The sequence below is a fragment of the Flavobacterium sp. GNP011 genome (genome assembly GCF_056428925.1).
In genome coordinates this window covers 215,348-234,255 of the sequence record NZ_JBWJVJ010000005.1, presented here as the reverse complement: position 1 = coordinate 234,255, position 18,908 = coordinate 215,348, and the positions used below count along the sequence as shown (strand labels likewise).

At 33.1% G+C, this 18,908-nt stretch carries 14 protein-coding genes; 10 read left to right on the top strand and 4 right to left on the bottom strand.

What is annotated here, in order from left to right; all coding sequences use genetic code 11:
* The first annotated feature begins 477 nt into the window (after nt 1–477).
* The 4 genes from AC061E_RS07085 to hemL all read left to right on the top strand — a co-directional run bounded on the left by AC061E_RS07085 (nt 478) and on the right by hemL (nt 5,539).
* Nucleotides 478–2,313 (top strand): T9SS type A sorting domain-containing protein, encoded by a 1,836-nt coding sequence (locus tag AC061E_RS07085; RefSeq protein WP_478285604.1) that lies wholly within the window; start codon nt 478–480, stop codon nt 2,311–2,313.
* Between the two features lie 89 nt (nt 2,314–2,402).
* Nucleotides 2,403–3,299 (top strand): 1-aminocyclopropane-1-carboxylate deaminase/D-cysteine desulfhydrase, encoded by an 897-nt coding sequence (locus AC061E_RS07080; RefSeq protein WP_478285603.1) that lies wholly within the window; start codon nt 2,403–2,405, stop codon nt 3,297–3,299.
* Nucleotides 3,292–4,224, top strand: a complete 933-nt coding sequence (locus tag AC061E_RS07075; protein WP_478285602.1) for a glucosaminidase domain-containing protein — start codon at nt 3,292–3,294, stop codon at nt 4,222–4,224. Before AC061E_RS07080 ends, AC061E_RS07075 begins: the two co-directional genes overlap by 8 nt.
* Nucleotides 4,225–4,252: 28 nt before the next feature.
* Nucleotides 4,253–5,539 (top strand): glutamate-1-semialdehyde 2,1-aminomutase, encoded by a 1,287-nt coding sequence (gene hemL, locus AC061E_RS07070; protein WP_478285601.1) that lies wholly within the window; start codon nt 4,253–4,255, stop codon nt 5,537–5,539.
* Nucleotides 5,540–5,621: 82 nt separating this feature from the next.
* Here hemL and AC061E_RS07065 read toward each other — a convergent pair whose 3' ends face one another.
* Nucleotides 5,622–6,089 carry a hypothetical protein gene (locus tag AC061E_RS07065; RefSeq protein WP_478285600.1) on the bottom strand — a complete coding sequence of 156 codons (468 nt, stop codon included), beginning with the start codon at nt 6,087–6,089 and terminating at the stop codon, nt 5,622–5,624.
* A gap of 342 nt (nt 6,090–6,431) precedes the next feature.
* On the opposite strand from AC061E_RS07065, the gene AC061E_RS07060 reads away from it, so the two are divergent.
* Nucleotides 6,432–7,955: a DUF4394 domain-containing protein gene (locus tag AC061E_RS07060; RefSeq protein ID WP_478285599.1), complete on the top strand. Its 1,524-nt coding sequence runs from the start codon at nt 6,432–6,434 to the stop codon at nt 7,953–7,955.
* A 78-nt stretch (nt 7,956–8,033) separates the two neighbouring features.
* Here the strand turns inward: AC061E_RS07060 and AC061E_RS07055 are convergent, their stop codons facing one another.
* Nucleotides 8,034–8,549 carry a hypothetical protein gene (locus AC061E_RS07055; RefSeq protein WP_478285598.1) on the bottom strand — a complete coding sequence of 172 codons (516 nt, stop codon included), beginning with the start codon at nt 8,547–8,549 and terminating at the stop codon, nt 8,034–8,036.
* A 252-nt stretch (nt 8,550–8,801) separates the two neighbouring features.
* Nucleotides 8,802–10,511: a lysine--tRNA ligase gene (gene lysS / locus AC061E_RS07050; protein ID WP_478285597.1), complete on the bottom strand. Its 1,710-nt coding sequence runs from the start codon at nt 10,509–10,511 to the stop codon at nt 8,802–8,804.
* Between the two features lie 253 nt (nt 10,512–10,764).
* Here lysS and AC061E_RS07045 point away from each other — a divergent pair, with 253 nt between their 5' ends.
* From AC061E_RS07045 to lipB, 3 genes are all read left to right on the top strand, one after another.
* On the top strand, nt 10,765–11,508 hold the full coding sequence (locus AC061E_RS07045; protein ID WP_478285596.1) for a hypothetical protein: 744 nt from the start codon (nt 10,765–10,767) through the stop codon (nt 11,506–11,508).
* Nucleotides 11,509–11,572: 64 nt separating this feature from the next.
* Nucleotides 11,573–12,364 carry a hypothetical protein gene (locus AC061E_RS07040; protein ID WP_478285595.1) on the top strand — a complete coding sequence of 264 codons (792 nt, stop codon included), beginning with the start codon at nt 11,573–11,575 and terminating at the stop codon, nt 12,362–12,364.
* Between the two features lie 5 nt (nt 12,365–12,369).
* Nucleotides 12,370–13,068 (top strand): lipoyl(octanoyl) transferase LipB, encoded by a 699-nt coding sequence (gene lipB, locus AC061E_RS07035; protein WP_478285594.1) that lies wholly within the window; start codon nt 12,370–12,372, stop codon nt 13,066–13,068.
* A gap of 277 nt (nt 13,069–13,345) precedes the next feature.
* Here lipB and rnhB read toward each other — a convergent pair whose 3' ends face one another.
* Complete coding sequence (gene rnhB, locus AC061E_RS07030) at nt 13,346–14,005, bottom strand: ribonuclease HII (protein WP_478285593.1); 660 nt, start codon at nt 14,003–14,005, stop codon at nt 13,346–13,348.
* A 185-nt stretch (nt 14,006–14,190) separates the two neighbouring features.
* On the opposite strand from rnhB, the gene AC061E_RS07025 reads away from it, so the two are divergent.
* The gene (locus AC061E_RS07025; RefSeq protein WP_478285592.1) at nt 14,191–17,328 is read left to right on the top strand and encodes a SusC/RagA family TonB-linked outer membrane protein; all 3,138 of its coding nucleotides are present in this window, start codon (nt 14,191–14,193) and stop codon (nt 17,326–17,328) included.
* Between the two features lie 20 nt (nt 17,329–17,348).
* Complete coding sequence (locus tag AC061E_RS07020; protein ID WP_478285591.1) at nt 17,349–18,788, top strand: RagB/SusD family nutrient uptake outer membrane protein; 1,440 nt, start codon at nt 17,349–17,351, stop codon at nt 18,786–18,788.
* The last annotated feature ends 120 nt before the right edge of the window (nt 18,789–18,908 follow it).

The window sequence follows — 18,908 nt, the reverse complement described above, 5'->3', positions numbered from 1 at the left end:
TTGGTATCTTTTGGAGTATTGTATTCGATTGTTGCATTATAAAAATAGCTATCTCGCATATAAAAACATTTCCTTTGAGCGTGAATGCTATGCAAATGAGCACAATTTAAACTTCTTGAAAAAACGTACTTTCTTTAATTTTTTAAAATATATTTTTAGATAGTGTACGTTTTATGCTCACTTCAATTTTTTGTCGTTTTAAAAGCAGATCTAAATTAAAATTAGTTTTGTTGTTTATGTCTGTTTATTTTATTGAAAGAAAAATCACTATTTAAACCATTAAAATTGTATTTAATCGATTATTTATACTTTTTATCGACTTTTTTTTCTATTTGTATTTTATTTTTTTTGTAACTTTATAAAATAAAATTCAGTTTAATGCTGTTGTTCCTTAAATTTTGTTTTGAAATTTTTTCAACTATTTAGCCTAGCTGGTTTTAAAAAATGAAAATTTAATACCCTTTAATCTCAAAGCTTATGAATACATCAATACTTCAAAAAGCAGCTATCTTTTTTCTTTTCGTTTTTTTTCAAAATGAAAGTAAGGCACAAATGTATGTTAGTCCAGATAGTTATGTATTTGCTACAAATGAGATAGTTTTTGTAAAACAACAACTAGAACTCAAAGCCGCAACAAGTAATTTTTATTTAAGAGATAGTGCACAACTTTTACAAGGAGCTACAGGTAATTCAGGTAATAGTGGCTTGGGGAGTTTATCAGTTTATCAAGAAGGTTCTTCTAATAATTTTAACTATAATTATTGGTGTTCACCAGTAGGATCAAGTCTTGCGACCGTGGGGAATTCAGCTTTTTCTATCACCCAACTCAAGGATGTTACGAGCTTGACAGGATTTAATAATCCAGTTATTTTAGCAACAAATAATTACAATGGTACAGCAAGTCCGCTTGGAATTGCCCCTTTTTGGATTAATAAATTAATAGGTTCCTCTACTTATGCAAGTTGGTTGGCAGTAGGTTCTGCAGCAACTTTAAATGCGGGTGAAGGATTTACAATGAAAGGGACTTCAGGGACAAATGCAATAACTGTAAATGGAGTTCAAAACAATCCAGGGGGTAAACAGCGTTATGATTTTAGAGGAAAACCAAATGATGGTACGATTTCCATACCTGTAGCAGCCTTGCAATTTACATTAACGGGTAATCCTTATCCATCAGCAATAGATCTTGCTGCTTTTTTGATAGAGCAAACAAATTGCACTGGTATAGCTTACTTTTGGGAACAAGACAAGTCAGTAAACTCACACTATATTGCTGATTACAAAGGTGGTTATGGCGCTTATTCTCCTGTGGCTAGGGGCGGAACTGGTATTTATGTTCCAGCTACTTTTTATTCCTATGATGGATCTGGCAATCCTGGACCATCAACAGGATTAGGTGGGGCTTTTGAAAGACGATTTTCTCCAATTGGACAAGGGTTTTTGGTAGGTGGAGTTGTAAATGGAAGTGTCGAGATGAAAAATAGTTATAGAATTTATGTAAAAGAAGGTGTAGCAAATAATTCACAGTTTGAAAAATCAACAAACAAGCCAAACATCCATAGTGAAAAGGAATATTTGTCTAAAATTAAATCAACTTCAGGGTTTGATTATAAAACGGTTAGTCTTGCTCCAACTCCTCAAATCCGATTGAATACTTTAATGAACAATCAAGGTGTTAGACAATTGGCGCTAGCCTTTGTTCCAGAGGCTACAGATGGTGCAGATCACGCTATGGATGCTATGTCTAGTCGTGAGAGTTCGCCAGCGGATATTTATTTTATAATTGACAATATGGAATACGTTATTAATGCTACGAATTTTAACATCAATAAAAAAATTCCAATTGGTTTTAGAAATACAAAAACAGCTATTTTTAAAATTACTGTTAAAGAAATTATCAATTTTCCCGATGTGGATGCTGTTTTTTTGCATGACAAAATAAAAGATATCTATCACGATATCAAAAATAGTTTTCATGAAATGGAATTACCTGCTGGAATAAATAATACACGATTTGAAATTACGTTTAAAGATAATAAAACATTAGGGGTTGATGCAGTTACAAAAGATAATTTCATTGTTTATCAAAACAATCTTTCAAAAATCTTAACAATTAGCAACCCAAACTCTATAGAATTAGCTACTTGCGGAATCTATGATGTTGCAGGAAAATTGATTTTTGCTCAAGATGATTTGGGTGATCAAGCAACTTTTACATTTTCTACATCCAGTTATGGAGATGGTGTTTATATTGTGAAGCTGACAACAAAAGAAAATGAAAATTTTGGTAAAAAAATAATTATTAAAAATTAGATTTGATGTGTTAGAATTCTAAATGCAATCTGAGTAAGGTTGCATTTTTTTTACAATTTAGTTTTACCTTTGTATTAAAATCTAATATTTTGAATCAAAAGGTAGCTAAGAAGTTTTCTAATTCCATCGAATTGTATATAAAAAGAGAAGATTTGTTGCATCCATTTGTATCTGGAAATAAATTTAGAAAGCTCAAATACAATATCCTAGCAGCTAAAGAGGTTCAAGAAAAGCGATTGCTAACTTTTGGGGGAGCATTTTCAAATCATATTGCTGCAGTAGCGTATGCAGGTTATGAAAGTGGTTTTAAAACTATTGGTATTATTCGAGGAGAGGAATTAAAGAACCAAAGAGTTTTGAATCCCACATTAGCTTTTGCAAAGCAATATGGAATGGAATTTGATTTTGTTTCAAGAGAAGAATATCAGCACAAGAATGAACCAGAGAACCTAGCTAGATGGACTAAAAAATGGGGCGCTTTTTATTTGATTCCGGAGGGAGGAACTAATGCATTAGCCATACAAGGGTGTCAGGAAATATTAAATGAGGAGGATAGTTATTTTGATTATATCTGTTGCTCCGTTGGAACAGGAGGAACTATTTCGGGCATTATAAACAGTATTTTACCGCATCAAAAAGTTTTAGGATTTACTGCTTTAAAAGGTGATTTTTTGAAAGAGGAAATTTGTAATTTTGTAACGAATAAAAACTGGGAGTTACAAACAGATTATCATTTTGGGGGTTACGGCAAGGTAAACGATACTTTGATACAATTTATCAATCAGTTTTATCACGATTTTAAAATACCTCTAGACCCTATTTACACAGGAAAAATGGTTTATGGAGTTCTTGATTTGATTGAGAAAAATTATTTTCCCGAAAATTCGAAAATTTTAATGATCCATACAGGAGGTTTACAAGGTGTTCAAGGCATGAATATCAAGTTAAAAAACAAACAATTACCAACTATTAATATCCATGTTTAAAAAATATATAGTCTTGTTTGTAGTGCTAGTATTAGCAAGTTGTAATGCTACTAAACCTGTCATTGTAACTAAAAAAAGCACACCAAGAGCAAGTGTTCCAACTGTTGTAAAGGGTAAACCCGAAACTAATAAATCAGCTAAAAAGCCGATCGCCAAAGTGCCAACAAAACCAAACGTTACGGTATCTCAAAAATCAAAAGCAACAGTACATAATGCACCAAAAGAAGTCATAGTTTCTACCTCTAAAACGGTTGTGACTAGTGATATCATTGTGTTATACGTTTCAAAATTTAAGGACATTGCTATGGGAAACATGAAAAATTATGGTATCCCAGCAAGTATTATATTAGCACAAGGAATTCTTGAGTCTGGCGCAGGAAACGGTGATTTAGCATTGAGTGCAAATAATCACTTTGGGATTAAATGCCATGTGGGATGGACTGGTGAAACAGTCAATCATGATGATGATGCCTCTCAGGAATGTTTTAGAAAATACGATAATCCTTCAGAATCTTTTAGAGATCATGCGCTCTTTTTAACTAGTCGAAGCAGGTATTCTAAATTATTTGAAAACCAAAAAGGCGATTACAAAGCATGGGCCAGAGGTTTACGGGAAGCAGGATACGCCACAGATCCTAAATATCCTGATAAATTAATTTCATATATAGAAAGGTATCAATTGCATCAATATGATGATTTGGTTTTAGGGATCAATTCAAATATTAAAATTAAGGAAATCACCGATGAATTAAATATTTCTAATAAAAATTCAGTAGACTGGAATTCTGATAGTTATGAAGTTCAAAAAGGAGACACTTTATATTCTATTGCAAAGAAATTTGCCTTACAAGTAGAGGATTTAAAACAAAAAAATAATCTCACTGATAACGCACTCGCTATTGGCCAATGGTTAATTTTAAAATAAGTATAAACACATAATTAGTACCCATTAGATGTTATATAAAAGAAGTAGTCAGCTTTTTGCTGAAGCAGAAAAAGTAATTCCTGGAGGTGTCAATTCTCCTGTTCGTGCCTTTAAAGCAGTAGGTGGTACACCTATTTTTGTAAAAAGTGCCAAAGGTGCTTACCTGTATGATGAAGATGGAAATAAACTAATAGATTACATCAATTCATGGGGACCAATGGTTTTAGGCCATGCGTATGAGCCTGTCGTTGAAGCTGTAATTGAAAGAGCAAAATTAGGAACCTCTTTTGGAATGCCAACTGAGCTTGAAACCCAAATAGCTGCTTTGGCCATAAAAATGGTACCTAATATTGATAAAATTCGTTTTGTAAATTCAGGAACAGAAGCTTGTATGAGTGCTATCAGACTAGCACGTGGGTATACTAAAAGAGATAAAATCATCAAATTTGCGGGTTGTTACCACGGACATTCGGATTCTTTTTTGATCCAAGCAGGAAGTGGCGCTATTACATTTGGTTCTCCTAATAGCCCTGGTGTTACCGCTGGAACGGCTAAGGATACCTTGCTTGCGCGATACAATGATTTAGATAATGTTGTGGAATTAATTACAGCAAATCCTAATGAAATTGCAGCCATTATTGTAGAACCTGTGGCAGGTAATATGGGTTGTATTCCACCTAAAGAAGGTTTTTTAGAGGGCTTGCGCCAATTGTGTTCAGATAATGGAATCCTACTTATTTTTGATGAAGTAATGACCGGTTTTAGACTTGCTGCAGGCGGAGTTCAAGAGCTTGTTGGAGTTAGTTCAGATATTGTTTGTTTTGGAAAAGTTATTGGCGGAGGTTTACCCGTAGGAGCATTTGCAGCACGCGCTGAAATTATGAATTATCTTGCGCCATTAGGTCCTGTTTACCAAGCCGGAACTTTGTCTGGAAATCCATTGGCTATGGCCGCAGGATTAGCCATGTTACAAGCCTTAGACGCAGATAGAGACGTGTTTAATCGATTAAAAGAAAAAACAGCTTATTTAGCAGCAGGAATCAACAAAGTGTTAACTAATAATGAGGTTTCTTTTACTATCAATACCATAGGATCCATGATATCGGTGCATTTTGATGAAAAAGCAGTTGTAGATTTTCAAACAGCTGCAAAAGGAGATAATGAAACATTCAAGAAATTCTTTCATGGCTTACTCCAAGAAGGAATTTACATAGCGCCTTCAGCGTATGAGACTTGGTTTATTACCGATGCGCTAACGTATGAAGATCTAGATTTTACTATTCAAGCCATTGATAAAGTGTCTAAAACTTTCTAAAAAAGGATTGACATAAAAATTACTTATTAAAAAATGCCCCAAAATAGTAGATACTATTTGGGGTGTTTTTTAAATTAAGCTTTTATTTTCTGTGAGACTCTATTCTATTCGCTTTTTTACCATGCTGATAAGCTAGTCTTTTAGCAGCTCGCTGCTGTCTTTCTGTTCTTGAAGCATCCCATTTTTTAAACTGCTCAGTCGAAAGAATTTTTTTCATTCGATCTTTCATCACAATTTGATTGTCTAGCATTTGGTTTTTAAGCTCAAAACGCTCATTAGATGTTAGTTGTTTTTTTTCTGCGGTTTTATTGGCTTTTCTATTAGCAAGCATCGCTTCACGTTTAGTGCTTTGTTCTGCAAGAAGTGAACTAATTTCTTTTTGCTGAGATGCATTAAGATCTAGTTCCAGCGTCATTTTCTTGACCTGTAAGGCTCTTTTTTGATCGGTACTCATGCGTTCCATTTTAGCACCCTCAGTTCTTGTTTTTCTTTCTTGCGCTTGACTTGTTATTCCAAAAGCTAAAACCATTACAATCAATAATTTTTTCATTTTTTTTTGTTTTAAAGTTTATTGCTATAGGACAAATGCGAAACAAAAAAGTTTAATACTTAACAAAAAATTATCTAGAAAATGGTTGTTATGGAGGATTATTTCTTTCAATTTTAGCAATATAGAAACGTTTTTTTAAGTTTACATTCTTTTTTTCAACAGAATTGGATTTAATTTACCCGTTTTTTTTATTCTTTTTTTTAACTGTAATGCATGAGAATTTTAAAGTGTAGTTAGCAAATTACAGTTTGATTTTCATTGGATAACCAAAAAAAAATAGATTTGGTAAAACCAAATTAAATATCGTTTCGTAAATGTTTGTATAACCAAATAAAAAAAACGATGAAAAAGAAACAACTTAATTTAGGTTTTGCTTCCTTGCTAGGGGTAGCATTTTTGTCCCTTACAGCAATTTCATGTAATGACGATGATTCAAACGATATGATGATGGCAGCTGTTGCTCCAGATGTAAATTTTACCGCACTGGCTAGTAATAACACGATTCTTACTTATAATGCGCGTAATCTATCGACTTCGTCTTCTAGTGTTGCAATTGTCGGATTGCCCTCTTCAGAAAATATTGTGAGTATTGATTATAGACCAGCAACGGGACAATTGTACGGTTTAGGCTCGTCAAGCCGTTTGTATGTTATTAATGAAAAAAGTGGCGTGGCAACTGTATTGGGTTCAACTACTTTTGCGCCTATTTTAGCTAGTACAAATGCTTCGCTTGATTTTAATCCAACAGTTGACAGAATTAGATTGGTTACAGATTCTGGTCAAAATTTGAGATTGCACCCTGAGTTAGGTACAGTAGTTGCAACTGATGGCGCTATAAATGGTGGTGCAAATGCAAAAATTGGTGCCGTAGCATATACCAATAGTATTGCTGGAGCTACAACAACCATGTTGTACGATATAGATTTTGAGCAAGATAAATTGTACATGCAAACACCTCCAAATGATGGGACACTGCAAGTTGTGGGGGATCTAGGCGTTAACTTTCAAGGGGTAGGAGATATGGACATTTTACCTGATAACTCTACCGCATTAGCAGTTACTAACAATGCTAATGTTACTACATTATTCACAATTGATTTAGCTACAGGTAAAGCAGTTGATGTTGGTAAATTTGCAAATTCGGTGATTAGTATTGCTTTTAAAACAAATCCTATTGCTTATGCTACTACAAGTACTAATATGTTATTTCGTTTTAACCCAACAAACGGAACTAACAATTCGGCTGCTTTAACAGGATTAGCAACAAATGAATCTATCGTAGGACTGGATTTTAGACCGGCAAATGGTGGTTTGTATGCTGTGTCAAATCAAAGTAGACTTTTTACAGTGAATACGGCAAGTGGAGCTTTAACTGTTGTAGGTTCTGCATTTGGAACTGCGTTAGTAGGTACTGCTTTTGGTTTTGATTTTAATCCTACTGTTGATAGAATACGTTTAGTGAGTAATACAGGTCAAAATTTACGTTTACACCCGGATTTAGGTACTGTTGTAGCAGTTGACGGAAATTTAAATCCTGGAACTCCAGCTGTTACTGCAGGTGCATACACAAATAATATAGCGGGTGCAACAACAACGGTTTTATTTGTAATAGACTCACAAACAGATACTCTTTTCCGTCAAGATCCGCCTAATAATGGAACTCTTGTATCAATAGGAAGTTTAGGTATAAATGTAGATGCTGATAGTGGATTTGATATTGGAGGAAATAGTACTACAGCTTTTGCATTGCTTAAAGTAAATAACGTTACCTCTGTATATAGCATCAATCTAGCTACAGGTGCGGCAACAAAAATCACAGATGTAAATGTTCAAGCTACTGCAATGGCTGTAGGTTTAGGTTTTTAATATTTAGTTAGTTTTGTTTTGAATTAGTAAGCCGACTCCTTGCAGGGAGCCGGCTTGTTTTTTTGATTACTTTTTATTTTAAAAATGCAATGCAAAACCAATGTTTAACAGGAACTGGTTGTCATAAAACTGCTTGTGTGTTGCAAAATTATATATTATTCCAGGTTCAATACTCACATTTTTTCCCAAAAATACAGCATAACCAATTTGAGTTCCTACATACGTAGGATTTAAATCAGCTTGGCCAAAACCGATACCATTGTACGAAAGTTCAACAGGAATCATGCCTTTAATATAGTATTTAGCTCCAATTTTGTAAGCAAGAGGTTCGCCCTTTCCGTCAATTTCTCCATAGCCCAAACCAAGTTTAATAGATAGATTATCTTTAATAAAATAGCCACCTTCTGCTCCAATATTAAAGGAGTTTACCCCATTAGAATTACTAAAATATAAAGCTGTAGAACCTACATTGTTACCAAAACCAGTATTGGCTTCAATTAACCACTTGCCTTTTAAGAGTTGGCCCTCTTTAGCTTGTCCATTTGCAAATGCAAAAAAACAGCATGCAAATAATGATGTTGTGATTTTTTTCATATCTATTTTTTTGGAGTAAAAATAGAGTTTAAATTAAAAACCGTATTATTTTTATGACAGATTTAACGTACCAGTGATTTTATGATACATCTAACAACTCCATAAAAGACCTTTTTTATTCGTTAGATAAGGTTTGAATCTTTGAACAAATTAATGTATTTTAAAGTTAAGATTAAATTATTTTTAATTACAATGGATTCAAAAAAAAAGGAACTCCAAAATGAAGTTCCTTTTTTCTTTTATTAAAAAAAATTATTCTTTCAATCGGCAAGCTTTCACATCGCCCTCAACTACAACTTCGGTCATGCCTAATGATGAAAGGTTTTTCATAGCTTTGTCCCATTTTTTACCACTCAATTGCGATTGTATTTTCAATAAACCAAATTCCATTTGATTGTTATTTACTTGTAAAAGTGTTACAATTAATTTTTCGTCTTCCTCAAGCTCAATTTTAACTTGTTTTTTCTCAGGACGCATTTGTGGAAACAACAATACTTCTTGAATAGAAGAATTATTAGTCAAAAACATCATCAATCTGTCCATACCTATACCTAAACCTGACGTAGGTGGCATACCATACTCAAGAGCTCTCAAGAAATCTTCATCTATCGTTCCGATAGCTTCGTCATCACCTTTTTCTGCTAAGCGCATTTGGTCCTCAAAACGCTCTCTTTGATCAATAGGATCATTCAATTCAGAATACGCATTCGCAACTTCTTTTCCGCATACCATTAATTCAAAACGCTCTGTCAATTCAGGATTATCGCGATGTTGTTTACAAAGTGGCGACATTTCTTTAGGGTAATCAGTAATAAAAGTAGGTTGAATGTAGTTTCCTTCGCATTTAGCGCCAAAAATTTCATCAATAAGCTTTCCTTTTCCCATCGTTTTATCAACGTCAATGCCCATTCCTCTGGCTGCCTCAAATAATTCAGCTTCATTTTTACCAGAAATATCAAAACCTGTAAAATGCTTTATAGAATCCGTCATTGTTACGCGTGCATAAGGCGCTTTAAAATTGACTTTATACTCCCCAAATGTTGCATCACTTGTACCATTAACCGCTAGTGCACAGTGCTCTAGTAAATTTTCGGTAAATTTCATCATCCAGTTGTAGTCTTTGTAGGCTACATATATTTCCATGGCAGTAAATTCTGGATTATGCGTTCTGTCCATTCCTTCATTTCTAAAGTTTTTAGAGAATTCATAAACCCCGTCAAATCCACCTACAATCAATCTTTTTAAATACAATTCATTTGCAATACGCATGTAAAGCGGAATATCAAGTGAATTGTGGTGTGTAATAAACGGTCTTGCAGCGGCTCCTCCTGGAATGGGTTGCAAAACTGGAGTTTCAACTTCAAGGTAGCCCGCGTTGTTAAAAAAAGAACGCATGGCGTTAAACAACTTGGTACGCTTGATGAATGTTTCTTTTACATGATCGTTTACAGTTAAATCAACATAACGACGGCGGTATCTTTGCTCAGGATCGGCAAAAGCATCGTGCGTTTTACCATCGGCATCTGTTTTTACAACTGGTAGTGGTTTCAACGCTTTAGCAAGCACTGTTAATCCATAAACATGAACAGATATTTCACCAACTTGTGTCTTAAAAACCGTTCCGCGTACCCCTATAAAATCACCAATATCCAATAGCTTTTTAAATACTACATTGTACATTGTTTTTTCCTCGTCATTTGATACATCATCTCTTGAAATATATACTTGAATACGGCCTTCGGCGTCTTTCAATTCAGCAAATGAGGCCTTTCCCATTATACGTTTTCCCATCAAACGACCTGCCAAAACAACTTCTTTACCTTCGTACTTTTCAAAATCGGCTAGGATTTCGCTAGAGTAAACCGTCGTAACAAATTCAGCTGCTGGATAAGGCTCAATACCTAGGTTTCGTAATTCAGTAAGTGCTTCTCTGCGTAATATTTCTTGTTCGGATAATGCCATTTTATGCTTTTTTAAGTTTGCAAAGATACTACTTAAGATTCAAAATTTAAAGTTTATCAAGACTCCTTTTTTTCTTTTTTGATGCACGCAATCACCCTTCAGTTGGCGTCTATTCCTGCTATTCGCTCTATCTTTTTTTCTTGTAAAAACAAGAAAAAAAAGGATGCCGCTGCTATCAGGGCAATTCCAGAATATATATTTTTCATAACACCCGAAAAATAGCACAATTCATGTATATTTGAATTTATTAATTATGAATGTAGTTCTTATGAAGAAATATGTAGGTTTAGTATGCCTAATCGTATTAACAAGCTGTCAAATTACCGAAACAATTATAATAAACACTGATGGGTCAGGGAAAATAGTGCAAGAGGTGCTAAGAGAAGAGCAGAGTTACCAGATGTTAGTGGGTGAAGAATATTCTAAAGAAGAAGAGGAATTCAAGGATACTACCTATGTTTTTAAGGATGTCATTGCTAAAAACCAAGAAACTTTTTCTAGACTAACAAAATTTGAAAAAGAGGTTTTTGAAAAATTTAGTCCAGTAATTGTTCATATTAAAAAAAGTTCAATCGAAAAACATTTTCGAACCACCTTTACGCAAGAATTCAAAGCAGTTGATGAAGTTGCGGACCTTTTAAAAACCGAAAATTATGTAAGCGATATTATTCACAATTATGCACTAGCTGCCGAGGAACATTATTTTAGTGTGCAATACAATTATGATGGTAAAATTTTCAAACGGATTGTTAAAATAACGGATGTTGAAAGACTTAAATCAGAACAAGAAAGAATAGAGGCTTATAAAAATCATTATTCTAAATTTAAAATAGTTCAAAATTTTGTGCTAAAATACCAGTTTCCAGTGAAAATAAAATCGGTTTCAAATCCAAAAGCACAAATTAGTCTTGATCAAAAATCTTTACAAATAGATTTTAAAATTACAGATTGTTTGCAAAATCCAGAAAGCACTAATCTTGAGGTGGTTTTTGAATAGTAATGTACTCAATTTCTTTTGCCAAGAGTTTGTATCTTTAGTTTGTATCTTTGAAAAAAAAAATATGAAAAAAACAGCAGTATTTCTTTTGGTTCTTTTTTTAATAGTGAGTTGTACCATAAAAGAGAAAATGGTAATAAATGAAAACGGTTCAGGAACATTTTCGTATGGTTTTGATATGGCTGCTTTATTAAAAATGGGAGGACCAAAAAGTGACTCTGCAAAAGTTTCTAAAAATGTAGATACCGTTTTTACATTCAAGGAAATGTTTGCAAAAATGAGTGACAGCATTGGTAAACTCTCTTTGGTAGAAAAAGAGCAGTTAAAATTGCTTGAGGATTTTAAAATCAATTTAAAAGTCAATGAAGAAAAACAGCTGTTTGAATACAATATGGCATTTGATTTTGCGTCTTTAGATAGCTTGAAAAATATGGTGTCTCCTCTAAAAAGTGCTGAGGTATTATCATTATCAGATAAAAGGTTAGGAGGTAAGATTTCTAAAAAATCAGAGGACGAGAATGATTTTAGAACTTCGTTTGCTTATGATGGTGCTAGTTTTGAAAAGAAAGTATTAGATAAAAATAATAAAGAAATCAAGAAAGCAATTTCTACTTCTAAAAACAAAAAAAAGAGTGCTGCAAAAGAATCTGATGATGAATTGTCAAAAAAAATGGAGGATATGTTTAAGGAATGTAAATATTCTTTAGAATATCATTTCCCCAAAAAAATAAAAAGCATCTCATTAAAGGACGCTAAGATTTCAGAGGATAAAAAAAGCTTTGTGGTTGAGATTCCTATAGAAAACTTAAAAGCGAATAGTGATCAACTAGGATTTAAAGTGCTGTTTGAAAATTAAATAAAATGAATAAAAAAATCCAACTTCAAGACCTAGGAAATAAAGATTACAAAGCAACTTGGGAATACCAAGAAGAATTATTCAAGGGTATTGTAGATTTAAAAATTCGGAATCGTCGAGAAGAACTTGAATTGGCTACACCTAATTATTTTCTTTTTGTAGAGCATCCGCATGTGTATACACTTGGTAAAAGCGGTGACTTGACTAACTTGCTTTTATCTGAAAAGCAATTGGAAGCCAAAGGTGCTACTTTTTATAAAATTAATAGAGGCGGTGACATTACCTACCACGGCCCAGGACAAATAGTAGGCTACCCAATTATCGATTTAGAAAATTTTTTTACAGACATTCATAAGTACCTTCGTTTATTAGAAGAGTCGATTATTCTTACACTACAAGAATACGGTCTTGCCTGTGGGCGTAGCGAAGGGGAGACAGGTGTTTGGCTTGGAGTAGGGACACCATTTGCTAGAAAAATATGTGCCATGGGTGTTCGAGCATCGCGGTGGGTTACCATGCATGGGTTTGCATTAAATGTGAATGTTGACTTAGGGTATTTTGATAATATTATTCCGTGTGGTATAAAAGGAAAAGCTGTAACTTCCTTAAACGTGGAACTAGGCGTAGATCGGGTAAATGAAATTGAAATTAAAGAAAAAATCCTATATCATTTTAAAAATCTTTTTGAATGTACCTTGAAGTAAAATAAATTTTCATAAACTCATTGAGTTATTTTCTATTTTAAATAAGGTAGAGATTAACTCAAGTCGATTTTCAATTGTCAATTTTTTTGACTTAAAAAACGTTTATTTTTGTTTACCTATTATAAATAAATATAATTTCTCAAGAAATAAATGGCTTCAATGTCCTTTTTTAAAAGTTTTAAAAGAAAATTATTGTGATTTATTAACTTAATTATTCTCAAAATTAAAAAGAAAACTTAAAATAACACTGTACAATTTTGGTAAAGTGATTCTTTATTTATAAGATGAGCTTTAATTGTTCAGGCAGTAATCTAAAACTCAAACGATGGTATTTTGTGATGCCATATTTTTTTATGGCTTCTCTATGATCTTTGGTAGGGTAACCTTTGTTTTTATTCCAGTTATACATAGGGAATTCTTCATGAATAGTGTTCATGTATTCATCCCGATATGTTTTTGCTAATATTGAAGCAGCGGCTATACTTTGGTATTTTGCGTCTCCTTTTATGATACAAACACTTGGTGTTGTAGTTAAAATTTCAATATCAGCTTCGCTAAAAATAAAGCCGCCACGATTTTTAATACCGGTTTTAGGTAAAAAAGGAGAATTACCGTCAATAATTATCGATATAGGTTTTGGATTTAATTTCAGTATGCATTCCTGCATAGCTTTGATTGATGCATTTAAAATATTTATTTCATCAATAATTATAGGCTCTAGATGTGTAACGGCATAAGTGACCGCAGCTTCTTGAATAATAGGTTTTAATTCGTTTCTGTTTTTAACGGATAATTTTTTACTATCGTTTAACAATGGGATAAAACAGTTTTCAGGAAGTATTACTGCAGCAGCTGTAACTGGTCCAGCTAGACAGCCTCTTCCGGCCTCATCAGCTCCTGCTTCTTGAGTTGAACTGTAATGATGAGATAGTAGCATGTGGTTTTTTTTGCAAAATTAAAATTAAAATTGACTGTTTTGATTTTTTTTAAGTCTATTAGATGCACGATTGTTACGGATTACAATTTAATTGTAACGTGATTAGTGTTAAATTTTCTAAAAATTTGTTTCTTTAATATTTTATTATGATTTTTGTTCCATAACTAAATCAAAACATATTTAATATGAGATCAAAATTTAAATGGATTTTTACGCTTTTATTAGCGTTCTCTATGCAGTTTTCTTTTGCACAAGAAAGAACTATCTCAGGTATTGTATCAGATGCATCTGGTCCTATTCCTGGTGCAAATGTTGTGGTAAGAGGTACTAAGGTTGGTGTTCAAACTGATTTGTCAGGAAAATACACTATTAAAGCAACAATAGGACAAACATTAGTTTTTTCATTTATTGGAATGAAAGAATCTGTTGTTAACGTAACGGGAGCTTCAACGGTTAATGTGAAATTGCAAGATGCAAATAATGCATTAGAAGAAGTTATAGTTGTAGGTTATGGTACTCAAAAGAAAAGAAATGTAACTGGCGCAATAGCAAAGATTGGTGGTGATAAAATCAAAAATATCCCTGTTCAAAGTTTTGATCAGGCACTTTCTGGTGCTGCATCAGGTGTAAACGTTTCTCAGCCAAATGGGGTATTAGGAAATCAAGCAGTTATTAGAATTAGAGGAGTGAATTCTATCACTTTAAGTTCTTATCCTTTAATTGTTGTTGATGGTGTTCCATCTTGGAATGGAGATAATCTTAATCAAAACCAGGCAGCTAACAATCCTTTAGCAAATATTAATCAAGCTGATATTGAAAGTGTTGAAGTATTGAAAGATGCCTCTTCTGCTGCAATCTATGGTTCTCGTGCGGCTGCTGGTGTAATTTTAATTACTACTAAGAAAGGTAAAGCTGGTAAATTTTCTGTTAATTTAGACTCATCTGTGAGTTTTACAAGTCCTTTTAATTTAATCGACGTATTGGATGCTCAACAGTTTACAGATATTAAAAACGAAGGTTTGAGAAATGCTGGAACACCCGCAAATGGTACTACAAGAGGTTTTTATACTATGACCGATGCTAATGGTAAGTTAGTAAATACAAATTGGTATGATTTAACCTATAGAACAGGTACAGCTATAAATCACAGTGTTAGTATTTCTGGTGGAAACGAAAATACAAAGTATTTCTTATCAGCAGGTCAATTAGAACAAGAAGGAATTTTTATTAATAATGATTTCAGAAGACAAACAGGTCGTTTTACTTTGGATCAAAAAGTTACGGATTGGTTGACTTTAGGGGGTACATTCAATTATACCAACTCAAGAAACAATGGTATTAGTACTGGATCTGTTGCTGGGTCTAATTTTGATTCGTCTGGTGCAGCTAGGTTAGCTTTCGCTCAAGCTCCTAACGTTGGACCTTTTAATAATAATGGTACTTATAATTTAGCACCAACTCAAATAGGTCAGGGGAATAACCTTACTGCGTTACAATGGCCAAATATTAAGTACATTTTAGATAATAACAGTATTTCTAATCAAAACGATCATATTATATCTAATTTTTACCTTGGGTTAAAACTAGCTAAGGGCTTGAATTTTAAATCTTTATACGGTATTGATAATCTGTTAGTTGAAAATAAAGAATTTCTAGGTCCTTTAAACGGAAACGGTCAGCAATTTGCAGGAGCTGCTACTAATACTATGAATCGATATGCTAGAAAATCTATTCAAAACGTATTAGATTATAATGTTAGATTTTCAGATAATCAAGATCTTAGTGTTTTAGTTGGTTCTGAACGTCAATATTCAAAAGTTGATTCTTGGGGTGCTTCAAGAAGGGGAGTATCAGATCCATTTTTTAATGAATATCAAGGTGGTTTTAATACAATAGTTGTTTCAGGTAATTTGCTTACTGAGAATTATTTAGAGTCTTATTTTGGTCGTGTAAGTTATGATTTTAGTAAAAAATACTTCATTTCAGCAAATGCTAGACGTGACGGTTTCTCTGCATTTTCTCCATCAAACAAATGGGGTAATTTCTGGGGTGGATCTGTAGGTTGGTCATTAGCAGATGAGAACTTCTTCAAAAATATTATTAGTCCTGAAATTGTTAATCAATTTAAGTTCAGAGCTAGTTATGGTGTTGTTGGTAACAACCAAGGTTTAAATGATTTTGCTTCAAGTAGCTTTTTTGATGCAGGTGTAAATGGAGCAAACACAACATTATTTTATAACCGTGCTGGTAATCAAAATTTAAAATGGGAGACCAGTAGTAAAACTGATTTTGGTTTAAATTTTGGATTATTTAACGACCGTATCTCTGGTGAATTGGGTTATTATAAAAACTTAATTGATGGTTTAATTTTAAGTGTTCCACAAGCTGCATCCTTAGGTATTCCTGGAAATGCTATTTTAGCTAACGTGGGTAGTATGAAAAATACGGGTTATGAATTAACTTTAAATGCTAAAATTTTCGATAAAGGTAGTTTTAAGTGGAATGCAAGTTTCAATATTACAACTCAAAAAAATCTAGTTACAGCACTTGATGCTAATAATTCTGATATTATAGTTGCAACTCAATTAGAGAATGCTAACATAATCAGAGTTGGACAATCAATTGGTAATTTTTATTTAGTTAGAACTGATGGTGTTAATCCTGCTAATGGTAGAAGAATATTTTATCATGGAGATGGTACAGCAGTTCAATACGATCATTCAGCACCTTTAGCTAGTCGTTGGACAAGAGTAAGTGACGGAGCTATAACACGTGCGCCTAACCAAGCGCTAGATGCTAAAGTTTATGGTCCAGCTTTACCAACATTTTTTGGAGGTTTAAACAATACATTTTCATATAAAGGATTTGATTTGAATGTTGCATTATATTTCTCTGGAGGAAATTATGTTTACAATGGAACCCAAGCAGGTCTGCGTGATCAACGTGTTTGGAACAATTCAGCTGAAGTGTTAACACGTTGGCAAAACCCAGGAGATATTACTGAAATCCCAAGAATTGTTTTTGGTGATAACGTTTCAAATGGTTCTTCATTACCTATTTCTGACAATTTAGAAAAAGGGGATTTTGTTAAAGTTCGTAACATAGCATTAGGTTATAATTTGCCAAAAAGTATTTTAGATCCTCTTAAATTGTCAAGTTTCAGATTTTACATTAGTGCTCAAAATGCTTTCACTTTCACTGATTATTCTGGTTTTGATCCTGAAATTTCAAGTAATGGTAATGCTAATGGTTCTCCAAGTGTTGATAGAAATTCTGCGCCAATGGCAAGAACGTTCTCTTTTGGTTTTAACTTAGGTTTATAATTTTTAAAAAAATAACAATTATGAAAAATTTATTTTTATCACTGATGGCTGTTTTGTTCATCGTATCGTGTACTGACGATGATGCACTTAATCCAGTGAATCAAACAAGAATTAGTGACGCTAATGCATTTGCAACTCCAGAAAGGGTTGAGCAATTAGTATTAGGTGTTTACGGTCGTGTAAAAGTTGGTAATTTCTATGGAGGACGTTTTTTTAATTATCAAGACGTTAGAGGTCCTGAATTTTTAAATGAAAGAAATAATGGAGTTACAAACTTATTTGTTTGGAACTTTGGTATACAATCTTCAACCAATGAAGTGCAAAATTTATGGACAGCTGCATATAATGCAATCAATAGTTCTAATATTGTTATAAGTGGTGTTGAATCAGGATCTCTTTCAGGTGCTTTAAAAGCGAGATACACAGCAGAAGCTCGTTTTTTAAGAGCATTGTCTTACTATTCTCTTGTAACTTTGTATGCTAAACCTTTTACTGCAGATAATGGAGCTTCTCCTGGTTTACCGCTAAGAATTACTCCTCAAACTGGAACCGGAAGAGGTGATTTAGCTAGATCTTCTGTAGCAGATATTTATAAACAAATTTTAGAGGATTTAAATTATGCTGAGACTAATTTACCTTTAACAAATTCATCTGCTATTAATAATACTACAAGAGCTCATAGAAATACAGCAATAGCTTTAAAAACAAGAGTTCTTTTAAGTATGGGAAGATATGCTGATGTAGTTACTGAGGGTAATAAAATTGTCTCTAATGCAGCACCTTTTAGTGCGCCAACTGGAGTTTCTAATGCATTAGCTGCATCTATAAGTACTGTTTATGGTAGAGCTACGACTGCTGAAAATTTATTTTCTTTTGCATTTAGTTCTAACGATACTCCAGGGACACAAAATAGTTTAGTTTTCTATTATAATTCAACTTCTAATGGGGGTAGTGAATATTCTTTATCACCACAAGGTATTATTTCTAATACAGGTTGGAAGACATCAGATTCTAGAAGAAACTTTAATGTTGTTACAGGTGGCAAACAATGGCTTCATAAATGGACAAGTCCTCAGGCAGACCCAGATTATGTTCCTGTTATCCGTTATTCTGAAATCCTTTTAAATTTATCTGAAGCTATTGTAAGAAATAGCAATTCAATTGATGCAAGAGCAATTCAATTATTAAATGCTGTTCGTGGTAGATCTGATGCTACAACTGTATTTACTGCGGCTTCTTTTACAACCGTTCAATCTTTATTAGATCAAATAGCTGTAGAAAGACGTATAGAATTGTTAGGCGAAGGTTTTAGTTCACCTGATATTATGAGGTTAGGTCAAAATTTCCCAATAAAAGGTGCTGCTCCTGCAGCATTAAGTAGTGATACACAATATTTATGGCCAATACCATTAAATGAATTATTGTACAATAAATTATGTGTGCAAAATCCTGGTCACTAAATTTTAAAATGAACCTTCTCTTAATGAGAAGGTTTTTTTTTATGAATTGTTTTACCTAAATTTTATAATTCCAAAAATAATTACTAGTAAAAAAAATGTTAAATCCGTTAAGTAAAACTT